Raw genomic sequence first — 22,159 nt, forward strand, 5'->3', positions numbered from 1 at the left:
CATCCTATATTGCGGAGACTATTTGACGCGAGGTGACAGCAGAATGGAAGTTTGGTTTCTGGGAACAGGCGCAGGGCGGCCGATGAAGCATCGTAATGTCACATCCATTGCACTAAAACTGCCGGACCCGGATTGCTCTTTATGGATGTTTGATGCAGGCGAAGGTACCCAGCATCAGCTGATGCGAACGCCGCTTAAGCTCGGGAAGCTCGAAGCCTTATTCGTAACACATTTGCATGGCGATCATACATACGGAATACCCGGATTGCTTAGTACACGGTCATATGTAGGCGGCAACGGTCCGCTTCAACTGTTTGGTCCTCCGGGCATTCGGGAGATGATTGAGACAGCATTAACGTTAAGCAGCACGCATCTTGATTATGAGATTACTTACCATGAAGTAAGCGAAGGGATTATTTTTAAGACGGAGCGGTATACCGTTGAAGCGCTGCCGCTTGAACATCGAGTTCCTTGCTTTGGTTACCGTATTACCGAATGCGAGAGCCCAGGGAAACTAAATGTTGAGATGCTTCAGCAATTAGGAGTTCCGGCAGGTCCGTTATTTGGCCGTATTAAAAAAGGGGAGGACATTACGCTGCCAGACGGTACATTGATTCGTGCTGCTGATGTGGCGAGTACCCCGTTATGCGGCAGGACCATTGCTATTGCTGGGGATACCAAGCCATGCGACAACGCAATGCGGCTGGCTCAAAATGCGGATTTGCTTATCCATGAAGCAACCTTCGCTGCAGGGCAAGAGGAGAAAGCCCATTTATACGGTCACTCCACAACCGTTGAAGCGGCGAGAACAGCACTTGAAGCGAATGCTAAGCGACTAATCATGACCCATTTCAGTACACGATTTGGCGATGATGATATTGCCGCTCTGGAAGAGGAGGCAAGGACAATATTCCCAAATTCCTCGGCTGCGTATGATCTTTATCATACTGAGGTTCCTCGAGCTAAGGGATGAGCATCTCCTTACAAAATCATCATGGTTTGAAAATAATCCGCTAACGGAGCCGTATTATGCTGACCTTAAATCGACGATTGAAGGGATGAGGACAGCATGGATACGGGGAGTCATTTACTGTTTGGTGCAACACTTGGTGGTCTAGCCTTCTTGAATCCGACGGTATCGAGTCAGCCGGAGATTGGGTTCGCACTCCTTGCCGGAACGATCATCGGCAGTCATGCACCAGACTTTGATGTATTTGCAAGGTTAAGAGGGCATGCCGCTTATATCCGCCATCATCGTGGCATTACGCACTCTCTGCCTGCTCCATTCCTATGGGCAGCGAGCATTGGTTTACTTTCTGCATGGTTGCTTGGTGTCATGGAGCATGTTCTGTTGATTATGCTATGGACTTTAGGCGCTGTTTGCTTCCATATCTTCCTCGATCTTTTTAACACATACGGCGTGCAGTGCCTTCGGCCTTTCTCAAGGAAATGGTGGCATCTGGACGCCTTATGTCTATTTGATCCTTATCTGTTCGGAACTCATGCCATAGGTTTAATCATCTGGCTGCTGGGAATATTTCCGCCAGGTCCCATGTTTGCTCTTATCTATGCAGCAACATTTATCTATATAGCAATACGCTTGCGCATAAAGTGGTGGATAAAGCGACGTCTGAAACAACAGTTGGGAATCGCAGCGAGCATTACACTAGTCCCCGGGCTTACGGGTGCAAGCTGGCAGTTTACAGCAGACTGCGGAGATTGTTATCGTGCAGGTAAAATAAATGGCAGACAGATTCACGTAGAATCGACGGTTAAGAAGCATCCTCAAAGCCAGCATTCCCATGTGGTAATGGCAGCAATGGAAGCAGACGCTGTAAAAGCATTTCTAGGCTTCGCAGATCAAGTACATCTTCATGTACATGAGCATCAGAACGGCTTCGAGGTATCCTGGAAAGACGTCCGCTTCTGGCGCGACAATCAAATGGCGTTTGGTGTAGATGTCACGCTGGACCGCGAAATGAACGTGCTTAGGCATCATTTAGGCTGGAGCAAACGATCATGGGAATCACCGCACGTATGAACTTAGAAACGGTCGTGTAATCCTACACGGCCGTTTTTTATGCTGTTTCCTTTCACATATTTAAACAACTTTTGTGATGGTTCACAGGTTAATGGCAAACGGAGTAATTCGAATGATTCTGTAGAAACGTTAGTGTTCGCTTTTGCTCGGAGATTCCTACCTTAGTGGATTAATTGAGAGGAATCCCCGAGCAACGGCGATCGGAAGAACATTCGAATGCGTAGTTTGCTTTAAACCTAAGTTTTATCACAACTCACCGGCAAAATATGTCTTTCCCTTCTCCTCTAGCCAAGCGAACAAATATTCGCTAAACTGTTGGTATCAAGGGGTGACGTCCGATTATGTTCAAGAAGAAAACTTTACCTGAATTAATAGATGAATTACGTTCCAATGAAAATATAGTGAACTGGTACGAGATGCAGCCACAAGAGGCAAAAACAACGCCATTCGACGAGAGTGTGGATCCTCGCATTCGTGCAGCATTACAAAAACGCGGGATATCCGACCTGTACTCCCATCAGGGAACGGCATTCCGTCTCGCTTCCAAAGGGGAGAACATCGTTGCAGTAACACCAACGGCCTCAGGCAAAACGATGTGCTACAACCTGCCTGTTCTGCAGGCGATTGCGAAGGATGATACAAGCCGTGCGTTGTATTTGTTCCCGACCAAAGCACTTGCACAGGACCAGAAAAGTGAGCTCAATGAGATCATCAACGAGATGGGCATCGATATCAAGAGCTACACTTATGACGGTGATACCTCTCCAGCGATTCGTCAGATCGTCCGAAAAGCCGGTCATATCGTCATTACAAATCCGGATATGCTTCATTCGGCTATTTTGCCTCATCATACGAAATGGGTAAGCTTATTTGAAAATTTAAGATATATCGTTATCGATGAACTTCATACGTACCGGGGCGTGTTCGGCAGCCATGTTGCCAATGTTATTCGAAGACTGAAGCGAATCTGCAAGTTTTATGGAAGTAATCCTACTTTCATTTGTACATCTGCCACGATCGCTAATCCGAAGGAACTGGCTGAACAGCTGACTGGCAGCCCTATGCGGCTTATTGATGATAATGGAGCGCCAAGAGGGCGCAAGCATTTTGTATTTTATAATCCGCCAATCGTCAATGTACCGCTAAATATCCGCAAGAGCGCAACGGTTGAGGTTAATCATCTGGCAAGGGAATTCCTCAAGAATAAAATCCAGACGATCGTATTTGCCCGCAGCCGGGTGAGAGTTGAAATCATACTCAGCCATATTCAAGAGCTAGTGAAGAATGAGATCGGTACGAAGTCAATTAGGGGATACCGAGGCGGTTACCTTCCGAAGCAGCGTAGGGAAATCGAGAAAGGTCTGCGTGATGGCGAGATTCTTGGCGTTGTCAGTACAAATGCCCTGGAGCTTGGCGTAGACATCGGGCAGCTGCAGGTTTGCGTGATGACCGGTTATCCGGGCAGCATCGCGAGTACTTGGCAGCAAGCTGGACGTGCAGGGAGAAGGCATGGGGAAGCGTTGATTCTTATGGTAGCCAGCTCTACACCAATCGATCAGTATATTGTGCAAAATCCGGAGTATTTCTTCGACCGAACGCCTGAATCCGCGCGTATTAATCCGGAGAATCTGATCATTTTGGTTGACCATATCCGCTGTGCAGCTTATGAGCTGCCATTCAAGAATACAGAGGAATTTGGTCCAGTGGAAGTAAGCGAGATTCTGGAGTATTTGCAGGAGGAACGTGTACTGCACCGCAATGGAGATACGTTCTATTGGGCGAATCAGGCATTCCCTGCAAGCGAGATTAGCTTACGTTCCGCATCGCAGGAGAATGTCGTTATTGTGGATCAATCCAATGTAGCCGATGTAAGAATTATTGGGGAAATGGACCGGTTCAGCGCGATGACGCTGCTGCATGATGAAGCGATCTATTTGCATGAAGGTGTACAGTTCCAAGTCGAGAAGCTGGACTGGGATCATAAGAAAGCTTATGTGCGTGAAGTGGACGTCGAGTATTACACAGATGCTAATCTGGCAGTGAATCTTAAAGTTCTAGAGATCGATAAGTCTAGAATCTCCGGCCATGGTGCGGTTCATCAAGGTGATGTAGCCGTTACGATGATCCCAACGATATTCAAGAAAATCAAACTAACGACGTTTGAGAATATTGGATCAGGACCGATTCATCTGCCTGAGCAGGAGCTTCATACCCGTGCAACGTGGCTTGAGTTGAAAGATACGGACCCTGAGCTGGGGACGAAGATCCTGGAACAGCTGCTGCTTGGTATCGCAAACGTGATTCAGCATATCGTTCCCATAATGGTTATGTGCGACCGCAGTGACGTCCATGTTACTTCACAGATCAAGGCTGCCCATACAGGGCTGCCAACTATTTTTATTTACGACCATTATCCAGGCGGAATTGGGCTTGCCGACGACGTATACAAACGTTTTGATGAAGTGAAGCAGGCCGCTGCCAATCTAATAAAAAAATGCTCATGCAAGGATGGATGTCCATCATGTATCGGAAACGAAATCGAAGGAATAAACGGGAAGCAGAAAAGCATTCAGCTTTTATCTTATTTATAGATATGACCCAATTTGATGAAATGGAGGGAGCACGATGAGCAGTTTACGTGACCGTATGAACCGGCTTCGCGGGAACAGCGCATCCGCAGCTCCCGCAGTAGAAGCGGTTGAAGATGTCGTAGCAGCAGAACCAACACCTTCTCCGGCTGCTCAAGATCATTTGGAGACCTTATCTGAGGAATGGTCATCCATGGGGGTTAAGCTGCTTCATAACGAAGCGGGCAGCTTCCTGATTCGCCGGCAGAGCTATCCTGCTGCTCATAAGCACGGAATACACGGTCTAGATGAGCTTTCTTCATCTGTTGCGGGACTCGCTGCCTTCCATCAGGAAGAGTCTCCGCTAGAAGCAGAGCAGCTGCTCTACTTGGATCTAGAGACTACAGGACTTGGTGTAGGGACAGGTAATATTCCATTTATGGTAGGTCTGGCTTATTGGTCAGGAACAGAATTGATTGTTGAGCAGGCGGTAATCCGTCATCCCGCGGAGGAGCGGGCAATGCTGTATTATTTGAGCGGAAAGCTTGCAGGATATCGGTACCTGGTTAGTTACAATGGCAAAACCTTCGATTGGCCAGTCATGCAAACCCGGTTTATTATGAATGGCTACAATCGCAGTTTATGGCAGCCTCTCCATTTAGATTTTCTACATCCCTCTCGAAGCATATGGAAAAATACATTAACCTCCTTAAGGCTTAGCCACGTTGAGGAAGAGAGGCTTGGCATTGAGCGGGTGGATGATGTGCCCGGATCATTGGCTCCGCAGCTTTATTTTCAGTTTCTTGCTGATGGTAATCCAGAGCCTCTTAGAGGAGTGTTCGAGCACAATGAAATCGACATGCTGTCTCTCGTCTGTTTGTCTATTCGATTCGGCCATCTGCTTAATGGGACGGAAGGCGGATATCAGCTGCCAATGCCGCAAGAACCGGAAGAGCTCATAAGGACAGGTTTATGGCTGGAGAAGATGGGACATACAGAGCGTGCGGAGCGGATGTTTGAACTTGCTGTTCAGTCCGAGCGTGCTGCCGCATCACCGCTTTCCATGCTGGCTGCCAGAGACAAGAAGGCTGGAAATTGGGAGCGAGCTGTGTTATTGTGGCAGAAGACTGTTATACAATCCGTCCAATATGGCTCTGCTGGCATCAACGCGAGTGTTGAACTAGCTATGTATTATGAACATAAGCTGAAGGATTATGATTCAGCTCTATCATATGTGACAGAAGCACTAGAACAGGCGCTTAGCGATCCCCTTGGACGGCGGGATGCTAAGCGCCGCGCCGAACTTGATAGCCTTCGTAAGCGTAAAGAGCGGCTTCTGCGCAAGACGGGAAGGAAGCTTGCTGAATGAATGAACAACTAGCCTCGATGAAAGGCCTGCTCCTAGATTTGGACGGCACTTTATATCATGGTACTCAGCGAATCGATGGGGCAGATCTGTTAATCAAGCAGCTGCGGGAGTGGAAGCTTCCTTATCGTTTCGTGACGAACAATTCGACCGTTTCCCCGGAAACCGTTGCTGACCGGCTGCGGAAGATGGGGATCGATGCCGAGCCTGATGAGGTGTGTACCTCAGCACAGGCTGCGGCGCAATACATAGCAAACAAGAAGCCTGGCGCATCCGTGCTTGTTATTGGTGAGAGTGGACTGTTAGAAGCGGTTGAAGCAGCTGGGCTTCAGCTTGTTGAAGACCAGCCTGATTTTGTCCTGCAAGGACTCGACCGGCAGCTCTCTTATGAACGATTGACGAGAGCTGTACGTTCGATACATCAAGGTGCCGAATTTGTATTAACGAATCCGGATTTGCTTTTGCCTGGCGAAGGCGGGTTATTCCCGGGTGCAGGCTCGATTGGCGCTATGCTGACGGCGGCTGGAGGGAAGGAACCAACCTTGATCGGCAAACCTTCAAAGATATTGATGGATTACTCGCTGCGTCAGATTGGCCTGCCTGCTGAACAAACTTGGGTTATTGGCGACAATATGGCGACTGATATCGCTGCTGGTCATGCCTCCGGCTGCGGGACACTCCTCGTATTGACCGGATTAACGAATGCGGATAACTTCGAATATTACGCGGAGCGCGCAGGGTGTAAGCCGGATGTCATTTGTGAAGATCTACATAAGCTTCTCTCGTATATTTCGTCCTCGATCGGGATATAAGAGAAGGAAGACAGGAAGGAAGCGAGCTTGAATGCCTGAACTACCAGAAATGGAAAATTACCGATTGCGTTTATCGGAGCTTATTATCGGCTCGCCGATTTTAGGCACAGAGGTTACGCGGGACAAATCGATTAACGTAAGTGCCGATTTATTCGAAACTGAGCTTGCCGGACGGACGATATGGTTCGTCGAGCGTAGAGGCAAGCATCTTTTATTTCACCTCGATAACGGCAAGCGCCTTGTGCTCCATCTGATGCTTGGAGGCACGATTTTTTATGGAACGGATGAAGAACGACCAGACCGTACTGTACAGGTGACTATACGGTTTGCCGCGGGGAATTTATACTTTATCGGCCTTCGATTGGGTTATCTCCATCTCATGTCTGTGAAGGAAGCAGATGCGAAATTGTCAGAGCTTGGACCTGATCCTTTTGATAAAAGATTGACGCTGGACCGCTTTAAAGCTCGCTTTGATAAGAAGAGAGGCTCGATTAAGACAGCTTTAGTCGACCAGCATGTGTTGTCCGGAATTGGCAATTGCTATGCGGACGAGATCGCTTTCTCGGCAAAGATTCTCCCAGATGCAAAAATTCCTTCCTTGACAAGTGATACATGGGAACGACTCTATGAATCGATGCATAGTGTGTTAAAGGAAGCGATTTCAAAGGGCGGCTATATGGAACAGCCATTAACGACAGATGATACATTAACCGGTGGTTTTAACGACCATTGCCAAGTGTATGACCGTGGAGGCGAGCCTTGTTTCGTGTGCGGAACGCCAATCGAGCAGATTGAAATTTCATCACGTAAAGCATTCGTCTGCGGTACTTGTCAGAAGGAACAATAGAACTTATGTATCTCGGCCGTCATCTCAGTATAAAAGAAGGCTACGCTGCCGCTGCCAAAGCCGCCTATATGGGCGGCATTAGTGCTTTTCAGTATTTCCCCAAAAATCCTCGCAGTCTCGGTCTGAAATCATTCGATCGAAGAGATGCTGAGCGTTGTGCGGAACTGTGCAAACAATACGACATCGTTACGATTGCACATTCCCCATATCCAACGAATCTTGCATCTGAACGCGAGGATGTACGCCAAAGAACCGTTGAGTCTTTGCTGAATGACCTGGATATCGCTAACAGCTGCGGCTCAATTGGCGTTGTGGTTCATTTTGGCGTCTATAAAGGGAAAGAACCACTTCTTGGCTATCAGTCCATTATCAAGTCTCTTGACGAAGTGACCACCAGATGGGAAGGCGACGCCAAGCTGCTGATTGAGATTCAATCAGGCGAGCACAGCTTTATGGGAACGACCATAGAGGAACTGGCGCAAATTCGCGGGTTATGTTCGCAGTCAGAGAAGCTGGCCTTTTGCCTCGATACCTGTCATATGTTCGCAAGTGGACTCTGGCATGGGGAAGAAGGTGCCGAGTGGCTGAATAAAGCGGCAACGTTAGGTGTGCTGGATCATGTGGCAGCTATCCACTTTAATGATTCGATGTTTGCTGCAGGAGCTCGCCGGGATCGGCACGCAGCGCTTGGAAGCGGGCATATCGGTGAAGCGGGATTGAAATGGCTTATGACTGTACCGGCGCTTAACAAGGTTCCTTTTATACTGGAAACGCCTTCAGACGAAGACGGCACTTATGTTAGACAATTGAATCTGATGCGCGAATGGGGGACACAATGATGATTCATGTGTATTTGGATGATTACCGCCCATGTCCAAAAGGCTTCGTGCTCGCTCGAAATGTGGAAGAGTGCAAGCTTCTGATCGATTCCGAGTCAATTGATATATTATCTCTTGATTATGATTTGGGCTGGAACGAGCCTACAGGATATGAAGTTGTGCGACATATGGTGGAGTCGGCACGTTACCCGAAGAAGGTATATCTTCATACTTCCAGTACGGCAGGAAGAATGCATATGTATCATATGCTGTCCTCCCATGGGCCAATTGAAATGAAGATAATGAACGGACCTATGCCGGATTCGCTGCTGGATGAGATTGCGGCGAACGGCTAATATAGATTGTTGTTTTGGTGCAGCAACGGAGGGGTGTAGTAGTGAGCCGATGGATTGGTACGGCTAATCAGGGGTATTCCCCTTATGCAATTGAAGAACTTCGGCGGCTGTTAGATAGCGTGAAAGTAACGCCTCTAGCCGCCGGAGAGACTTTTTTATTCGATAGTGAGCTTTCTGCTGAGGAAGTGATCTCAGCAGTTGTGAAGGAACAACCGATTTTCCTGCGGCATTTACAGCCTGTTGACCGGACAATTGAGATCAAAGGCAATGCAGACGATCTGCAGGAGTTGTCGGAGACAGTAAGACGTTCTCAGCTGTTGTTTGAGGACAAGCAGGTAGCCATTCATGTTCGCCGAGTCAATAAGACAGCATTCCCTTATTCAGCATCAGATACGAAGGCCGTGCTGGATGCGGTATTGGAGGAAATCGATGCGACACCGGTTGTTCAACAGCCGGATATTATTATTGCTATTTATGCGGCAGCAAGCGAGCTTTTTGTAGGCTTTGGCAAACCGCAGGACATGCTGTCTGATTGGCCAGGGGGAGCCGTCCGCTTCCAGCGGGAGGATGGCCAAATTTCCAGAGCCAAATTCAAACTGCTTGAGGCAGAACGGGAGTTTGGACTGAATTATGCCACATTCCGCAATGCAGTGGATATTGGGGCTGCGCCAGGCGGCTGGACATCGCTTTTACTCGAGAGGGGATTACGCGTTACAGCCATTGATCCAGGGGACATGCATCCATCCTTGGCAGGTCATCCTGCTCTTACTTATCTCAAGCGTAATGCTTCAGATGTTAAGTTCCAAGCAGGATCATTTGATCTGCTCGTATGCGATATGAGCTGGAGTCCGATGCAGATGTGCCGGTTAGTATTGGATCTGGAGCAAGCCCTTGCTCCGCATGCAACAGCTATCATTACAATAAAACTGATGCATAAGAAGCCTCTGCAGACGATCCGAGAAGTAAAGGAACGTTTCTCAACGGCATTTATTATTAAGCGGGCGAAACAGTTGTTTCATAACCGTGAGGAGATCACTCTCTATCTCGAAAAGAAACAATAGGCGAGCTAAACTGCCCTATGCTGCGATAGTGATATAACGTAATACAGCGGGAAAGCATCCCGGTTTGAAGAGGAATCCATAGCGGATTCTTCGTTCAGGCCGGGATTTTTTGTGGATTAATAAAGAGGAGGATGGTTGGTTGTATGATGGCAGACGGAATCTGGGGATCCGGGACGATTCTGGGGGAACGGTATCGAGTATTAAGTAAGCTTGGCAGTGGGGGTATGGGAGAAGTATATGCGGCTGAAGATATAAGGCTTCAAGGAAAGCTCCGTGCTATTAAAGTAGCTGAATCTGCACATGCATCTGAGGAAGCCAAGATGCTGATGCGGCTTAGCCATCCAAGTCTTCCGCATATTATTGACAGCTTCACCCTTGATGGGCAAGGGACGGAAGCTATTGTGATGGACTATATTCATGGCTTAACCTTAGGGGAGTTATTTAACCGGCAGGGGAGGAAGCTTTCTTTTCGTGATGTGCTGCGTATGGCTATTCCTTTATGTTCGGCATTAGTTTATTTGCATCGCCAGTCACCACCTATCATTCATCGGGATATTAAGCCATCGAATATTATGGTTGAAGATAATGGCCATGTTCGGCTTATTGATTTCGGAATAGCGAAGTCAAGAGTGGCCGTTCAGACCCAAACGACGATGAAGCTTGGTACACCTGGCTTTGCTGCACCAGAGCAGCATATGGGACGAAGTGAAGTGCGTACCGACATTTACGGATTTGGTGCATTACTTTATTACTTACTGAGTGAGGGCAGCTATATTAACCATGCTGCATTCAAGAGGAGCAGCTTTCAGAAGCCGCTGCAGACGGATGTTCCGGGTCAATTTGCAGAGATGCTATGGAGAATGGTTCAGCCGAGTGCAGATGATCGATATGCATTGATGAGTGAAGTGGAGAAAGAGCTTCAGACTTTCGCTTCCTATATGCCTGACGGGGAGAACGTAATAAACTGGATGGATTCAGGTAGGTCAAGCTCCTATGGCAGAAACTGCAATTTTAATCGCCTACTAAAGATTGCAGTCGTTTCATTATCTCCGGGAGCAGGGGCAACCTTCATATCCATTACACTTGCGAAATTGCTTGGAGCTCGAGGGCTGACCTGTACAGCAGCAGAATTTCCTACAGAACGGCCTGAATGGGCAACTCTGTTACGAAGCAATATGAAGGGACGCGGTCAACGAGAAGATAAGTATTACAGCTGGAACGAGCAAGGTGTATGGTGGCATGCGCAGCAGCATCCTTTCCATTTGGCTCAGAGAGATGAGATGGATAAGCTTCAGCTTCGGCAGAAAGGGGGAGAAGCGGAAGTGATTATTACCGATCTTTCTGGAGGAGCCAGCCCCCTTCATAAGGAATGGATGCTTCAATCCGATGTCGTGCTTACTGTTGCAGACCCCTATCCTTCCAGATGGAGGACGGAGCAGCTTAAGGAACTGATGCAAATAAGCAGTCAACTGTCCGCAAATGGAGGCTCGATGTTGTGGATTGCTAATAAAGATACAAGCTTCGCTGGACGGAATGAATGGATGAGTATGCTGCCGGAATACCCTATAGCGGCAGTTCCTCTATTGCCTGCAGCTGATTGGCTTGACACCATGTGGCGAGGTCAATGGGCTACAGATAGGAAAGTTCTTTGCAAACAATTGGAAAAAGCATTCCTGCCATTGATTGAATATGCAGCAAAGGAACTGCAAAAGAAAGCTTTTCATGTCAGCTTTAGGCGCTGACCTTGCTTGCATTTGAAATAAACCTTCTTTATGATGAATACGAGTCCATAAGCATATTTGGAAGCAGGTGAACATCCAGAATGAATGAACGAGTTTTGGTAGTGGAAGACGAGGCGGGCATTTCCCGCGTGTTACAACTTGAGTTAGAACATGAAGGATATACGGTCGGTACAGCAGCCGACGGACGTACAGGATATGAGATGGCTTCAACAGGTGAGTGGGAACTAATTCTGCTTGATGTGATGCTGCCTGAATTAAATGGGATCGAGGTGCTTCGCCGACTGCGTCAAGCGGGCAACCCCGTGCCTGTTATTTTGCTTACGGCAAGAGATACAGTTCCCGATAAGGTAAGTGGCTTCGAGCATGGCGCAAATGATTATATTACGAAGCCATTTGCTATGGAAGAGCTGCTTGCGCGTGTCCGTAACATTTTGCGTATATTCCAGCAGTATCCGAAGGAATCTGAAGGCTCAGATTTGATCAAGGTAGGGGATTTGACGATAGAGCTGCGGACACGTAAGGTGTATCGAAAGGATATTGTTATTGAGCTTACACCACGTGAATTCGAACTTCTTGTCTATTTGGTCGAGAATAAGAATGATGAAAAATCGCGTGAAGATATTTTATCAGAGGTTTGGGGTTACGATTTTATCGGAGAGACGAACCTGGTCGATGTCTATATCCGATATTTGCGTCAAAAGCTGGACAAGGGATACCGTCACAAGCTGATTCATACGGTTCGCGGCGTTGGTTACATGATAAAGGAGCCTGACGCATGACGCTTCGCAAACGATTCACGCTCTTTACGATTTTCTGGCTAATCTTTATTCTTATATTGTTTAATATCTTTGTGTACTTCTACGTCATTAAGATTACGACGGAGAGCGAAGAGCGAGTGATTGGGAATAAGGTAAATCTCATGCTGGAAAATCCGAACATCCAAGACGGCAAAGGGATATTCGACCCTGATCTTTTAAACGAATATTATAATGTGAACGAAATGATACGTATTATTAAGCCTGATGGGAAAATTGTAAATATTACCGGCTCGGATCCTGTTTTATTGAATCTTCCGGCGTCCTTTCAGAGCCATCACGATACGGGTATGATCAAAAAGGGCAGCGAGCGGATTATGTATATGCGCGTTCCTATTTATGATGGGGCTAATCTCGTTGCCATGCTTGAGATCAACCGTGTTCTGAACGAGCTTGATGATTATCTGCAAATCTTGGTTGCTGCATTGTCCGTTACAAGTGCGGGTGCTGTTCTATTTGCTATATTCGGAACGTATTGGTTCACCTCTCGGCTTACTTCGCCGATGCAGCAGATGATCAATACGATGCGGGAAATCGACCGAAGCGGAAAGCTGCGCAAGATCGAGCCGTCAAGTCATGAAGAATCAGCAGAGCTGCAGCAGCTTGTACGTGCGTTTAACCAGATGATAGACAGGCTGGACCGTACTTTTGCGAGACAAAAGCAGTTTGTCGCCGATGCTTCCCATGAACTGAAAACTCCGCTTACCGTTATTAGCAGTTATGCGGGTATGTTGAAGCGCTGGGGACGTGATGATGAGAATATCCGTGATGAAGCGATTGAAGCGATCGATAAAGAAGCAAACCGTTTGCAGAACTTGACGAAGTCCATGCTTATGCTGGCTGAAGCTGAGCAGGAGGATTGGCTGAATCAAGAGATGTTTGACGTTGTTCAAGTTGTGGACGAGCTTGCAGTTATGCTGCAGCAGACTTTCCAGCGTCCAATTCGAGTGAAAGCAATGTCCCGTTCTGTTCGCTTGTATGGAGATAAGGATAAGATCCGGCAGCTGCTTGTTATATTGCTCGATAATGCCATTAAATACAGTAAAGATCCGATTGATGTTACGGTCAGCTTGATCAGAAACATCGTTAAGATCGAGGTCAAAGATAAAGGGATCGGCATACCGGAGAATGAAATTCCACATATGTTCGAGCGCTTCTACCGGGTAGATGGTGCAAGAAGCCGCGCGACAGGTGGTGTTGGTCTAGGCCTGTCGATTGCCAAACGTATTGTTGACCTGCATGAAGGCAAGATTGATGTATTTAGCCTGCCGGATCTCGGGACGACCATTTCGATTCAGTTCAAACAAAGAAAGTAAAGGAATTAGTACAAGCTTACGAAGTAAGAATTGCCCGCCAAAAGCAGCGGAAATTCTTTTAAAGGGGAGAGGTCTGTTGAAATACCGTGTTGCCTCTGTACAATATCATCTGGAAGATATCTCATCGTTTGACCAATTTGCTGCACAAGTTACTCATTATGTCCGGAATGCCTCGGAATATGGGACACAGATTATTCTGTTCCCGGAGTTTCTGACGACACAGTTATTATCGATCGGCGATGAAAACGGGAAGGCTCTGCCTATCGACCGTTTACCTGAGTATACAGAGCAGTATGAAGGATTGTTCCGCAAGTTGTCCAAAGAATATGACATGTACATTGTAGGCGGCACACATGTTGTGGATGCCGGTAATGGCAAACGCCAGAACACGGCTCACTTATTCCATCCGGATGGGAAAATTGATCGTCAAGCCAAAATTCATCTTACCCCAACGGAAGTAACCGAGTGGAACATGACACCTGGTGACGGACTTCAAGTGTTTGACACTCCATTTGGCACGATAGCCATGTTGACTTGCTACGACATTGAGTTTCCGGAAATCGTCCGTATGGCGCGTGCCAAAGGGGCGGACGTTATTTTCTGTCCATCCTGTACGGATGATCGTCATGGATTCTACCGCGTACGTTATTGCTGTCATGCAAGAACCGTTGAGAATCAAATCTATATCGTAACGACAGGAACAGTCGGTTCGCTGCGCAAAGTTGATTTCATGCGTGCCAACTATGGTCAAGCAGCGGTAATTACACCTAATGATATTCCATTCCCGCCAGCAGGCATTTTGAGCGAAGGTGTCATTAATGACGATATGCTTATTGTAGCGGACCTGGATCTCCAGCTGCTGGAGGACGTTCGTGCTGCAGGATCGGTGACGACCTGGAGAGACCGTCGGACCGATCTCTATACGGACTGGACATAATTATGCGCAAGCAATTGTTCGTTATTCATGATGGCGTGCCAACCGAAGCTATTATTCGCACTTATACTTCACAAGATTTTAAAGCCTTAATTGATGTTCAGAGTGAAAGCTTCCCGCCTCCCTACCCGGAGGAGCTTTGGTGGAACGAAGAACAGCTGACCGAACATATTACCCGCTTTCCTGAAGGGGCATTATGCTGTGAAATCGGAGGGAAAGTGATCGGGTCCATGACCGGGCTTATTGTAGATATGTCTCATTATCACGAAGCGCATAGCTGGGAGCAAATTACGGACAGCGGCTATATCCTTAATCACAATCCAGACGGTGATACCCTGTACGTTGCCGATATTTGTGTCATCCCCGCCTATCGGAAGGCCGGTATTGGCAAATGGCTTCTACAGTCCATGTATGAAACAGTTGTTCATCTTGGCCTTAAGCGGCTTCTCGGAGCCGGTCGTATGCCCGGTTATCATCTTCACGCTGCTGAAGAGACACCTGAGCAATACTTGGAGAAAGTGATGAAGGGCATCTATAAGGACCCTGTGATTACCTTCCTTCTCCGCTGCGGCAGAACTCCTGTAGGAATCGCTGCCGATTATCTGGACGACGAAGAATCCTGTAACTACGCTGCGCTAATGGAATGGCGCAATCCGTTTTTGCAGGTTTAAAGACTAATATTATATTTCGAGCTTTGGTGCGGAGAGAAAACCTGGAGTCTTCAGAGCGATAGCGCCCGCCTTTGTTTTTGAATGTAAACCACTGGAATTTTTAATCCAAACATTCAAAAACAACAGCGGCTGAAGGCCCAGGCTTTCTCATAGTACCCATCTGCTCTACATAGATTGGAGTGTTTGTTAATGCCATTACAGTATTACCGCATTAATTCCATCAACGATCCATACTTCGCATCACTTCACGCGCTGCTCAAACGGATCTTCCCACCTGAAGAAGTGTTGGCATACGAACTGTGGAAAGAGCCTCTCGAAGACGCAGGCATTCATGTCTACGTAGCCATTGAGAACGGTGAAGTAGTCGGCTCCACAGAGTACCGCTATTATCCAGAGCTTCGTGTAGCGATGACCGACTTTACTATTATCGGCGAGCCAAACAAAGGGATCGGCCGTTTCCTGATGCGGGGACGTGAGAAGGATCTTGCTCGATTGGCACAAGAGTCAGGTACATCCCCAATCGGCATGTTCGCAGAAATCTATAACCCCTATGAAAGTGGAGAGCATGAATTCGGCGGAGTAACACCGATGAATCCGTTTGTACGCCGTGAAGTGTTATCGCACATTGGATATAAAATGATCAATATCCCTTACGTGCACCCGTCCTGGGAGCTTACAGGAGAGGCAGTGGAAGGGCTTAATCTATGCTTCCTGCCTGCAGATGAAGAGTTAGCTGTCATTCCAGCAGCGCTAGTCGTTCAGTTCTTAGAAGGCTACTACTCTGCACTTCCTAATAAGCCACAAGAATGGCTCGATATGATCGAAGGGCTGCGCGGCAAGGAGCAGATCGAGCTGCTGCCGATATGATGAAGATAATTTTCCGAGGAACAGGGGATGCGATGGGTGTCCCTCGTGTTTATTGCGAATGCGAGGTATGCACTGAAGCGAGAACTAGCGGCGTCAATCGCCGCTATCGTTCCCTTGTACAGCTTGAAGATGCTGATTTTGGTACCATGATGATTGACTGCGGGCCGGACTGGCGAACACAGATGGAGGCAGCTGGCCTTCATTTTGTGAATCGGATTCTTGTGACACATGCACATTTCGACCATATCGGGGGTCTTCCTGAGTGGGCGGATGCTTGCCGATGGCTAGGGGTAAAAGGTGAAGCTTATGCTCCTGAAGAAGTTATTGCGGAAATTATGCAGCGTTTTCCTTGGCTGGATCGTAATATTCGCTTTATTGCGATCGATACACCTTGTGATTTTGGCAGCTGGCGTGTCTCAACATGGAAAGTGAATCATGGCAAGAACGGTTTTGCTTATGCTTTTCGATTTGATCATCAAGAGTCAGGTGAAGCATGGGCTTATTGTTCCGACTCAATTGGGTTAACAGAGGAGCAGCAGAAGCCGCTTTACGGGCTGGATCTGCTTGTGCTTGGTACAAGTTTTTATAAAGAAAACTTCGCTTATGAGTCACGATCCGTCTACGATGTGACGGAGGCTCTTGCATTGCTTCCGATTTGGAAGCCAAAAAGAACCTTATTCACGCATATGTCTCATGATATCGATCTGAGGCGAACATACCCGTTGCCTGAGCATGCGGAATTTACTTATACAGGTTTGGAAGTTTCTGTAGGGAAATGAATTGACAAATCGTAAGCCTTTAGCGTACATTGTGATTATAGCTAAGAAAATTAGCTACTTAATTGATTGTGTGATTTCGGAAGGGGAAATTTTAATGTTTGCTGGTGTTCTTAACTTCTAATTGGATAGATCGGTTTTGTTTGTTCGTCTGATTGGCTTGCAGATGCAATTTTTTGTCATCATGCATGTCTTCTATTGTGACGTCTCTAGACAAAGACCGATGCCAAGAGTTAAGAACATGAGGATTTCCACCTGAAGATATTCGGCTGGCTATCACCGTGCTCTTGCAGCACGGTTTTTTTGTGCTTCAAAGGGCTTTGAACGGGATTGGTCTAGGCCAAATCGATAACAGGAACGGAACGCTTCTTGCGTTCTGTTCCTGTTTTTTTTATACCCAAAAACGATTAAAGGAGCATCTAAACACATGAATGAAGCTGTATTTCAAAGACTGGAATATGACAAATTGAAGGATAAAATGATCGGTTATACGGTATCACCAGCAGGTCAATCATTGGCTGAGCGACATGTACCAAGCACGAACCGGAAGCAAATTAGAGCTTGGCTGAATGAAACAGAAGAGGCAGCTGCCTTGCTCACAACTGGTGCGAGTGTACCCCTTTCCGCCATGGAGGGCATTGATCCTTTTCTGTCCCTGCTTGGTAAGGGCCGAATCTACACCGAATCGGAGCTGGATCAGCTGTTAGCATGGCTCGTATCGATTGCCCAAATGAAGCGTTACATGGATAATAAGCGAATGATTGCACCTACGATTGCCGCCTACGCCGATTCGATGAATGATTGTCCTCGGCTGAAGCAGGAGCTCGACCGCTGTATTCGGTATGGAAGTCTTACGGATCAGGCAAGTGCTGATCTTGGCACGATTCGCCGTCATCTGATCGCAGTGGAAGATAAAATTCATAAGAAGCTGGAAGCTTCGCTTTCCAAGTACAAGTCGGCACTGCAAGATCCGATTATAAGTAGAAGAAGAGGCAGGTCAGTTATTGCGGTCAAGCGAGAACATCGGAAGTTCGTTCCAGGCACGGTGTGGGATGAGTCATCAAGTGGTCAGACGCTGTTTATTGAGCCGATTGATGTTGCAGAATTGCAGCAGGAATGGCAAGAATGGAAGGCAGAAGAGGAAAGGGAAAGAACGATAATTTTATCACGGCTGTCAGATGAAGCTGAACTGTATAAGCTGGATTTGTTCCAGAATCGGGAGGCTATGGCATCTTTTGATTTCATGCTAGCTAGAGGTAAATTGTCACTTTCCTATAATGGTCAGCCTGTGACATTAAGCGATGAGCCTATAATTAAGCTGGTAGAGGCTCGCCATCCATTGTTGGGGCAACAAGCGGAGCCCATCCATGTAGAGCTTGGCGTTCGTTGGAAACAGCTCATTATTACAGGGCCAAACACAGGAGGTAAGACGGTAGCCCTCAAAACAATCGGACTGCTCGCGCTGCTTGTCCAATCCGGCTTACTTGTCCCGGCTTCCCCGGACAGCCGATTTGGAGTGTTCCGGCATATTATGGCCGATGTAGGCGACGGACAAAGCCTTGAGCAGTCGTTGTCTACGTTCTCTTCACACATTGCCGTTCTGAAAGAAATGCTTCATTCAGCAGATGAACAGACAATTATACTTCTCGATGAATTGGCAGCTGGGACTGATCCCGGCGAGGGAATCGCCTTGTCGATCGCGGTGCTGGAGGAGCTGCTGCAACGTAAAGCACTAACTGCGGCGACTACCCATTTTAACGAGATTAAGAAGTTTGCAGCAAGTACTGCCGGCTGTATGAATGCGAGAATGGCTTTTGACGCGGAGACGTTACGACCTCTCTATCGTCTTGAAGTAGGGGAAGCGGGAGAAAGCCATGCTTTCGCAATTGCCAGACGTTTTGGACTTCCAGAGCATGTGATGAAACGGGCAGAGAAGCTGGCAGAAGGTCGAACAGTGATCCGTTTGGAAACATCTTTGTCCGGGTATGAGGAGAAGACAGTGGGAGTGGTAGTAGAAGAAGCTGTCGATACTATGAAGGATTCAGTTGAACAAAAAGAAAAGTCCCCAGCGCATGTTTTCCTCAAAGGTGATGCGGTGTGGATTTATCCGCTTCGACGCGCGGGAATTGTCTTCCAGCCGGCAGATGATCGGGGCGAAGTAATTGTTCAGGTGCAGGGTAAAAAAATGGGCTTTAACCGCAAACGATTAAAGCCTTATATCAGCAAGGAAAAACTGTATCCTGGATCTGATTATGATATGGATATTGTGTTCGATACCAAAGACAATCGAAAAAAACGGAAGCTTATTGGTCGGAAGTATGTAGAAGGTTTGACGATTGAGACCAAGCCGGATGTGACTGAGAGTTAGGCAGCTTCTGTATTACAAGTTAGTCTTTGCTCTGAATAACGAGCAGGATACCAGTATGGACGGTTAAGGTACCAACGGGATCTGCAAGTATATTGCTGATCCCCAAGGACTGACCGATCTGCAGCGTTGCCTCATGCAGCGGATAGGCGAACCCATGGAGTGTAATACCGGTAACCTGTTCAGATAAGGGTAGCAGTGAAATATGGCTGTAATCACTTTGTTGAAATTCAGTTGTTCCAGTCTCAGCTAAGGTAATCGTATTATGCTCGTCAGTAATAGATGCTTTAATCCCTTTTTCCAATGCCAGCTTGAGCAGATGCACATTCGCAAGGGAATGATCGAATCGGCTCCCCAGCGCTCCGAGCATAACAACCTCAGAAGGGGACTGGTCCAGAGCATGGCGGAATGCAAGTTCTGTATCGGTATAATCCTTATCGATCGGATCATAGGCAAGCGTCTCCCGACTGTTTGACCGGATAAGCTCAAATTGCTCTGGAGTAACCGAATCGAAGTCGCCAAGCGCCAGATCCGGCGTAAATCCATGCTGCACGAGGAATAAAGCGCCGCGGTCTGCGCCAATTAATGTATCTCCGGAGTGGATCAATGGAAGCGTCCAGCTACCCAATTGACCGCCAGTACAGATGATGATGCGATTATTCATTCTTACTCTTCCTTTCGAACTTCAGGTGTTGAAGCCAGTATAATGCGAAAGTTATGTGTAAAACAATTGTCAAACCGAATAAGCGCGGCTAAAATGATGAAGGACAGTACCGACAGGATCGCGTTAGAGTACGCGGCTGGGCGGTCATCATGGAAGCGGAGGAGTAGGGAGCTTGGACATCTTTGGCGTTTTCAGTATTATTGGAACGGTCGCATTTGCAGTCAGCGGTGCGATCGTTGCTATGGAGGAAGAATACGATATTTTGGGGGTATTCGTGCTAGGTCTTGTGACAGCGTTTGGCGGCGGTGTTATAAGAAACTTGCTGATTGGCCGGCCGGTTACGACCTTATGGAATCAAGGTAACTTGCTGGAAATCGCTGTGATCGCCATGACGGTAGCTTTTCTGCTGCCAGTATCATGGATTCACAAGTGGAGGAAAAGCGAGTCATTCTTTGATGCTATCGGATTGTCAGCATTTGCGATTCAAGGCGCTTTGTATGCGACCGAGATGAATCACCCGATCAGTGCTGTACTCGTTGCGGCTATGTTAACAGGTATCGGAGGAGGCATCATTCGCGATGTATTGGCAGGTCGGAAGCCACTTGTGCTCAAGGATGAGATTTATGCGGTATGGGCGATGCTCGCAGGCCTAGCAGTAGGCGAAGGCTGGTTCCATACAACGTTTGAACTCTTGGTCTTGTTCGTTATTGTTATCGTGTTCAGAATGCTGTCGGTATACTACAAATGGAGACTGCCTCGTAGGTCGCTTAAACAGAAGGGAGGAGGCATCATATGAGAAAAGTACGCGTAGTGTTCGTTTGTCTAGGCAACATTTGCCGCTCGCCGATGGCAGAAGCCGTATTCCGCAGTCTGGTGGAGAAAGCTGGTCTTGTGGATGTGATCGAGATTGATTCTGCTGGTACAGGTGATTGGCATATCGGCAAACCGCCTCATGAAGGAACCCGCAAGCAGCTCGACCTTCACGGCATTTCTTATACGGGCATGAAAGCAAGACAATTTACAGCCAAAGATGAAGGTTTTGATTACATCATCTGCATGGATACGAAGAATGAGGCCGATGTTCGTCGTATTATCGGAAGCGCAGCAGATTCAGCAAAAATCATTAAGTTTATGGACATGCTCCCACAACATGCCGAAGACGACGTTCCAGACCCGTATTATACAGGCAATTTCGACTATGTCTATGAACTAGTCGTCGAAGGAAGCGAGAAGCTTCTAGAACGAATCGTTAATGACCTAAAGTAAAATGAAGTAATTGAATTTAATCGTAAAAAAGCTCGGTCGGGTAAATACCTGTCCGAGCTTTTTCACGCTTTATGGCAAAAAAAAGGGGTGTCTCATCATGTATGATGGTACACCCTCATTCTTACGTTATTCCACTTCGATAAAATGCATCAAGCCATCAGGCAGTTCCTTTTGCCAGAAGCCCCATTGATGCCCGCCGTCTTTTTCAAAATAAGTCAGCGTAGCCCCTCTTTCTTCAAGGATGGAGCGGGCCGTACGGTTGATGTCGAGGAAGTCGAAGATACCGTGACCGGTATCATAGGCTGTCTCCCCAAAGCCGGCGATCATATACATCTCTAACCAAGATAGGTCCTTTTGAGCTTCCATAATTTCACGAGAACGGTCATAATAAGCACCGGATAGCGACAATATGCGAGTGAACAGCTCAGGATACGTCAAAGCGAGGTGGAAAGAGATTGTCCCGCCGAGGGAGTCGCCAGCAAGCAAGCGATGCTCAGGTGAAGTGCGGACCGGATATTTACCTTCTATAAAAGGAATAAGTTCTTCGCCGAAGAAACGGACATACGCTTCATGTCGGTTGCCATCAGGCGAATATTCAGCTGTTCTATACGTCTTGTCGACATCAACGCCAACTATAATGAATGGTTCTATGCCCTCATCGAGAATAATGCGGTTCGCCGTTGTTGCAATCCGCCCAAAGTTGAAGAAGTCTTCACCATCTTGGCAATAGACGACAGGATAGCTGAGCACTTCGTTATAACCTGGCGGTAAATAGATACGCAAACTGCGTTCGCCTTCTGGTAAGTAGCTGCTTTTTACAATTTCTTTCACCACGGTGCGTTTTAGGTAACGTTGATCAGTCATATGTGAATCCC

General features: G+C 47.4%; 21 protein-coding genes. 19 read left to right on the forward strand and 2 right to left on the reverse strand.

Annotation, left to right across the window (positions count from 1 at the left end; genetic code table 11):
- The first annotated feature begins 43 nt into the window (after window positions 1-43).
- From rnz to AC0YNT_RS06680, 17 genes are all read left to right on the forward strand, one after another.
- Entirely contained in the window at window positions 44-973 is a 930-nt protein-coding gene (gene rnz, locus AC0YNT_RS06600; protein ID WP_475803839.1) for a ribonuclease Z, read from the forward strand.
- A gap of 96 nt (window positions 974-1,069) precedes the next feature.
- Window positions 1,070-2,041 (forward strand): metal-dependent hydrolase, encoded by a 972-nt coding sequence (locus AC0YNT_RS06605; protein ID WP_475803840.1) that lies wholly within the window; start codon window positions 1,070-1,072, stop codon window positions 2,039-2,041.
- A 341-nt stretch (window positions 2,042-2,382) separates the two neighbouring features.
- Entirely contained in the window at window positions 2,383-4,632 is a 2,250-nt protein-coding gene (locus AC0YNT_RS06610) for a DEAD/DEAH box helicase (RefSeq protein WP_475803841.1), read from the forward strand.
- 34 nt (window positions 4,633-4,666) lie between these two features.
- Window positions 4,667-5,977 carry a ribonuclease H-like domain-containing protein gene (locus AC0YNT_RS06615; RefSeq protein ID WP_475803842.1) on the forward strand — a complete coding sequence of 437 codons (1,311 nt, stop codon included), beginning with the start codon at window positions 4,667-4,669 and terminating at the stop codon, window positions 5,975-5,977.
- The gene (locus AC0YNT_RS06620) at window positions 5,974-6,786 is read left to right on the forward strand and encodes a TIGR01457 family HAD-type hydrolase (protein WP_475803843.1); all 813 of its coding nucleotides are present in this window, start codon (window positions 5,974-5,976) and stop codon (window positions 6,784-6,786) included. The genes AC0YNT_RS06615 and AC0YNT_RS06620 overlap by 4 nt, the downstream gene beginning before the upstream one ends.
- Before the next feature lie 31 nt (window positions 6,787-6,817).
- Window positions 6,818-7,633 carry a DNA-formamidopyrimidine glycosylase gene (gene mutM, locus AC0YNT_RS06625; RefSeq protein ID WP_475803844.1) on the forward strand — a complete coding sequence of 272 codons (816 nt, stop codon included), beginning with the start codon at window positions 6,818-6,820 and terminating at the stop codon, window positions 7,631-7,633.
- Window positions 7,634-7,638: 5 nt separating this feature from the next.
- Entirely contained in the window at window positions 7,639-8,472 is an 834-nt protein-coding gene (locus AC0YNT_RS06630; RefSeq protein WP_475803845.1) for a deoxyribonuclease IV, read from the forward strand.
- Window positions 8,469-8,807, forward strand: coding sequence for a cyclic-phosphate processing receiver domain-containing protein (locus AC0YNT_RS06635; RefSeq protein WP_415639903.1), 339 nt, complete (start codon window positions 8,469-8,471; stop codon window positions 8,805-8,807). Before AC0YNT_RS06630 ends, AC0YNT_RS06635 begins: the two co-directional genes overlap by 4 nt.
- A 41-nt stretch (window positions 8,808-8,848) precedes the next feature.
- Window positions 8,849-9,868 (forward strand): SAM-dependent methyltransferase, encoded by a 1,020-nt coding sequence (locus tag AC0YNT_RS06640; RefSeq protein WP_475803846.1) that lies wholly within the window; start codon window positions 8,849-8,851, stop codon window positions 9,866-9,868.
- Between the two features lie 143 nt (window positions 9,869-10,011).
- The gene (locus AC0YNT_RS06645) at window positions 10,012-11,610 is read left to right on the forward strand and encodes a serine/threonine-protein kinase (protein WP_475803847.1); all 1,599 of its coding nucleotides are present in this window, start codon (window positions 10,012-10,014) and stop codon (window positions 11,608-11,610) included.
- 80 nt (window positions 11,611-11,690) lie between these two features.
- Window positions 11,691-12,389, forward strand: coding sequence for a response regulator transcription factor (locus AC0YNT_RS06650; RefSeq protein WP_167273720.1), 699 nt, complete (start codon window positions 11,691-11,693; stop codon window positions 12,387-12,389).
- Window positions 12,386-13,741 (forward strand): HAMP domain-containing sensor histidine kinase, encoded by a 1,356-nt coding sequence (locus AC0YNT_RS06655; RefSeq protein ID WP_167273724.1) that lies wholly within the window; start codon window positions 12,386-12,388, stop codon window positions 13,739-13,741. The genes AC0YNT_RS06650 and AC0YNT_RS06655 overlap by 4 nt, the downstream gene beginning before the upstream one ends.
- A 76-nt stretch (window positions 13,742-13,817) precedes the next feature.
- Window positions 13,818-14,678 (forward strand): carbon-nitrogen hydrolase family protein, encoded by an 861-nt coding sequence (locus tag AC0YNT_RS06660; RefSeq protein ID WP_475803848.1) that lies wholly within the window; start codon window positions 13,818-13,820, stop codon window positions 14,676-14,678.
- Between the two features lie 2 nt (window positions 14,679-14,680).
- A complete protein-coding gene (locus AC0YNT_RS06665; protein WP_475803849.1) occupies window positions 14,681-15,346 on the forward strand; it encodes a GNAT family N-acetyltransferase in 666 nt (221 codons plus the stop codon).
- Window positions 15,347-15,535: 189 nt separating this feature from the next.
- Window positions 15,536-16,213, forward strand: coding sequence for a GNAT family N-acetyltransferase (locus tag AC0YNT_RS06670; protein WP_475803850.1), 678 nt, complete (start codon window positions 15,536-15,538; stop codon window positions 16,211-16,213).
- Window positions 16,210-16,992 (forward strand): MBL fold metallo-hydrolase, encoded by a 783-nt coding sequence (locus tag AC0YNT_RS06675; protein WP_475803851.1) that lies wholly within the window; start codon window positions 16,210-16,212, stop codon window positions 16,990-16,992. The genes AC0YNT_RS06670 and AC0YNT_RS06675 overlap by 4 nt, the downstream gene beginning before the upstream one ends.
- Before the next feature lie 424 nt (window positions 16,993-17,416).
- Entirely contained in the window at window positions 17,417-19,357 is a 1,941-nt protein-coding gene (locus AC0YNT_RS06680) for an endonuclease MutS2 (RefSeq protein WP_475803852.1), read from the forward strand.
- A 19-nt stretch (window positions 19,358-19,376) separates the two neighbouring features.
- On the opposite strand, the gene AC0YNT_RS06685 is transcribed toward AC0YNT_RS06680, so the two are convergent.
- Window positions 19,377-20,018: a thiamine diphosphokinase gene (locus AC0YNT_RS06685; protein WP_475803853.1), complete on the reverse strand. Its 642-nt coding sequence runs from the start codon at window positions 20,016-20,018 to the stop codon at window positions 19,377-19,379.
- A 172-nt stretch (window positions 20,019-20,190) separates the two neighbouring features.
- On the opposite strand from AC0YNT_RS06685, the gene AC0YNT_RS06690 reads away from it, so the two are divergent.
- Together AC0YNT_RS06690 and AC0YNT_RS06695 are read left to right on the forward strand one after the other, a co-directional pair.
- Complete coding sequence (locus AC0YNT_RS06690; protein ID WP_441896511.1) at window positions 20,191-20,814, forward strand: trimeric intracellular cation channel family protein; 624 nt, start codon at window positions 20,191-20,193, stop codon at window positions 20,812-20,814.
- Complete coding sequence (locus AC0YNT_RS06695) at window positions 20,811-21,284, forward strand: low molecular weight protein-tyrosine-phosphatase (RefSeq protein WP_475803854.1); 474 nt, start codon at window positions 20,811-20,813, stop codon at window positions 21,282-21,284. The genes AC0YNT_RS06690 and AC0YNT_RS06695 overlap by 4 nt, the downstream gene beginning before the upstream one ends.
- 126 nt (window positions 21,285-21,410) lie before the next feature.
- Here the strand turns inward: AC0YNT_RS06695 and AC0YNT_RS06700 are convergent, their stop codons facing one another.
- Window positions 21,411-22,148: an alpha/beta hydrolase gene (locus tag AC0YNT_RS06700; RefSeq protein WP_475803855.1), complete on the reverse strand. Its 738-nt coding sequence runs from the start codon at window positions 22,146-22,148 to the stop codon at window positions 21,411-21,413.
- Window positions 22,149-22,159: the final 11 nt, after the last annotated feature.

Source organism: Paenibacillus sp. J22R56, assembly GCF_056269375.1.

Coding starts and splice junctions, on each gene's coding strand:
- AC0YNT_RS06695 (WP_475803854.1), top strand. CDS start 20,811: ATGAGAAAAGTACGCGTAGTGTTCGTTTGTCTAGGCAACATTTGCCGC.
- AC0YNT_RS06615 (WP_475803842.1), top strand. CDS start 4,667: ATGAGCAGTTTACGTGACCGTATGAACCGGCTTCGCGGGAACAGCGCA.
- rnz (WP_475803839.1), top strand. CDS start 44: ATGGAAGTTTGGTTTCTGGGAACAGGCGCAGGGCGGCCGATGAAGCAT.
- AC0YNT_RS06620 (WP_475803843.1), top strand. CDS start 5,974: ATGAATGAACAACTAGCCTCGATGAAAGGCCTGCTCCTAGATTTGGAC.
- AC0YNT_RS06675 (WP_475803851.1), top strand. CDS start 16,210: ATGATGAAGATAATTTTCCGAGGAACAGGGGATGCGATGGGTGTCCCT.
- AC0YNT_RS06685 (WP_475803853.1), bottom strand. CDS start 20,018: ATGAATAATCGCATCATCATCTGTACTGGCGGTCAATTGGGTAGCTGG.
- AC0YNT_RS06630 (WP_475803845.1), top strand. CDS start 7,639: ATGTATCTCGGCCGTCATCTCAGTATAAAAGAAGGCTACGCTGCCGCT.
- AC0YNT_RS06645 (WP_475803847.1), top strand. CDS start 10,012: ATGATGGCAGACGGAATCTGGGGATCCGGGACGATTCTGGGGGAACGG.
- AC0YNT_RS06655 (WP_167273724.1), top strand. CDS start 12,386: ATGACGCTTCGCAAACGATTCACGCTCTTTACGATTTTCTGGCTAATC.
- AC0YNT_RS06610 (WP_475803841.1), top strand. CDS start 2,383: ATGTTCAAGAAGAAAACTTTACCTGAATTAATAGATGAATTACGTTCC.
- AC0YNT_RS06670 (WP_475803850.1), top strand. CDS start 15,536: ATGCCATTACAGTATTACCGCATTAATTCCATCAACGATCCATACTTC.
- AC0YNT_RS06650 (WP_167273720.1), top strand. CDS start 11,691: ATGAATGAACGAGTTTTGGTAGTGGAAGACGAGGCGGGCATTTCCCGC.
- mutM (WP_475803844.1), top strand. CDS start 6,818: ATGCCTGAACTACCAGAAATGGAAAATTACCGATTGCGTTTATCGGAG.
- AC0YNT_RS06700 (WP_475803855.1), bottom strand. CDS start 22,148: ATGACTGATCAACGTTACCTAAAACGCACCGTGGTGAAAGAAATTGTA.
- AC0YNT_RS06605 (WP_475803840.1), top strand. CDS start 1,070: ATGGATACGGGGAGTCATTTACTGTTTGGTGCAACACTTGGTGGTCTA.
- AC0YNT_RS06635 (WP_415639903.1), top strand. CDS start 8,469: ATGATGATTCATGTGTATTTGGATGATTACCGCCCATGTCCAAAAGGC.
- AC0YNT_RS06665 (WP_475803849.1), top strand. CDS start 14,681: ATGCGCAAGCAATTGTTCGTTATTCATGATGGCGTGCCAACCGAAGCT.
- AC0YNT_RS06680 (WP_475803852.1), top strand. CDS start 17,417: ATGAATGAAGCTGTATTTCAAAGACTGGAATATGACAAATTGAAGGAT.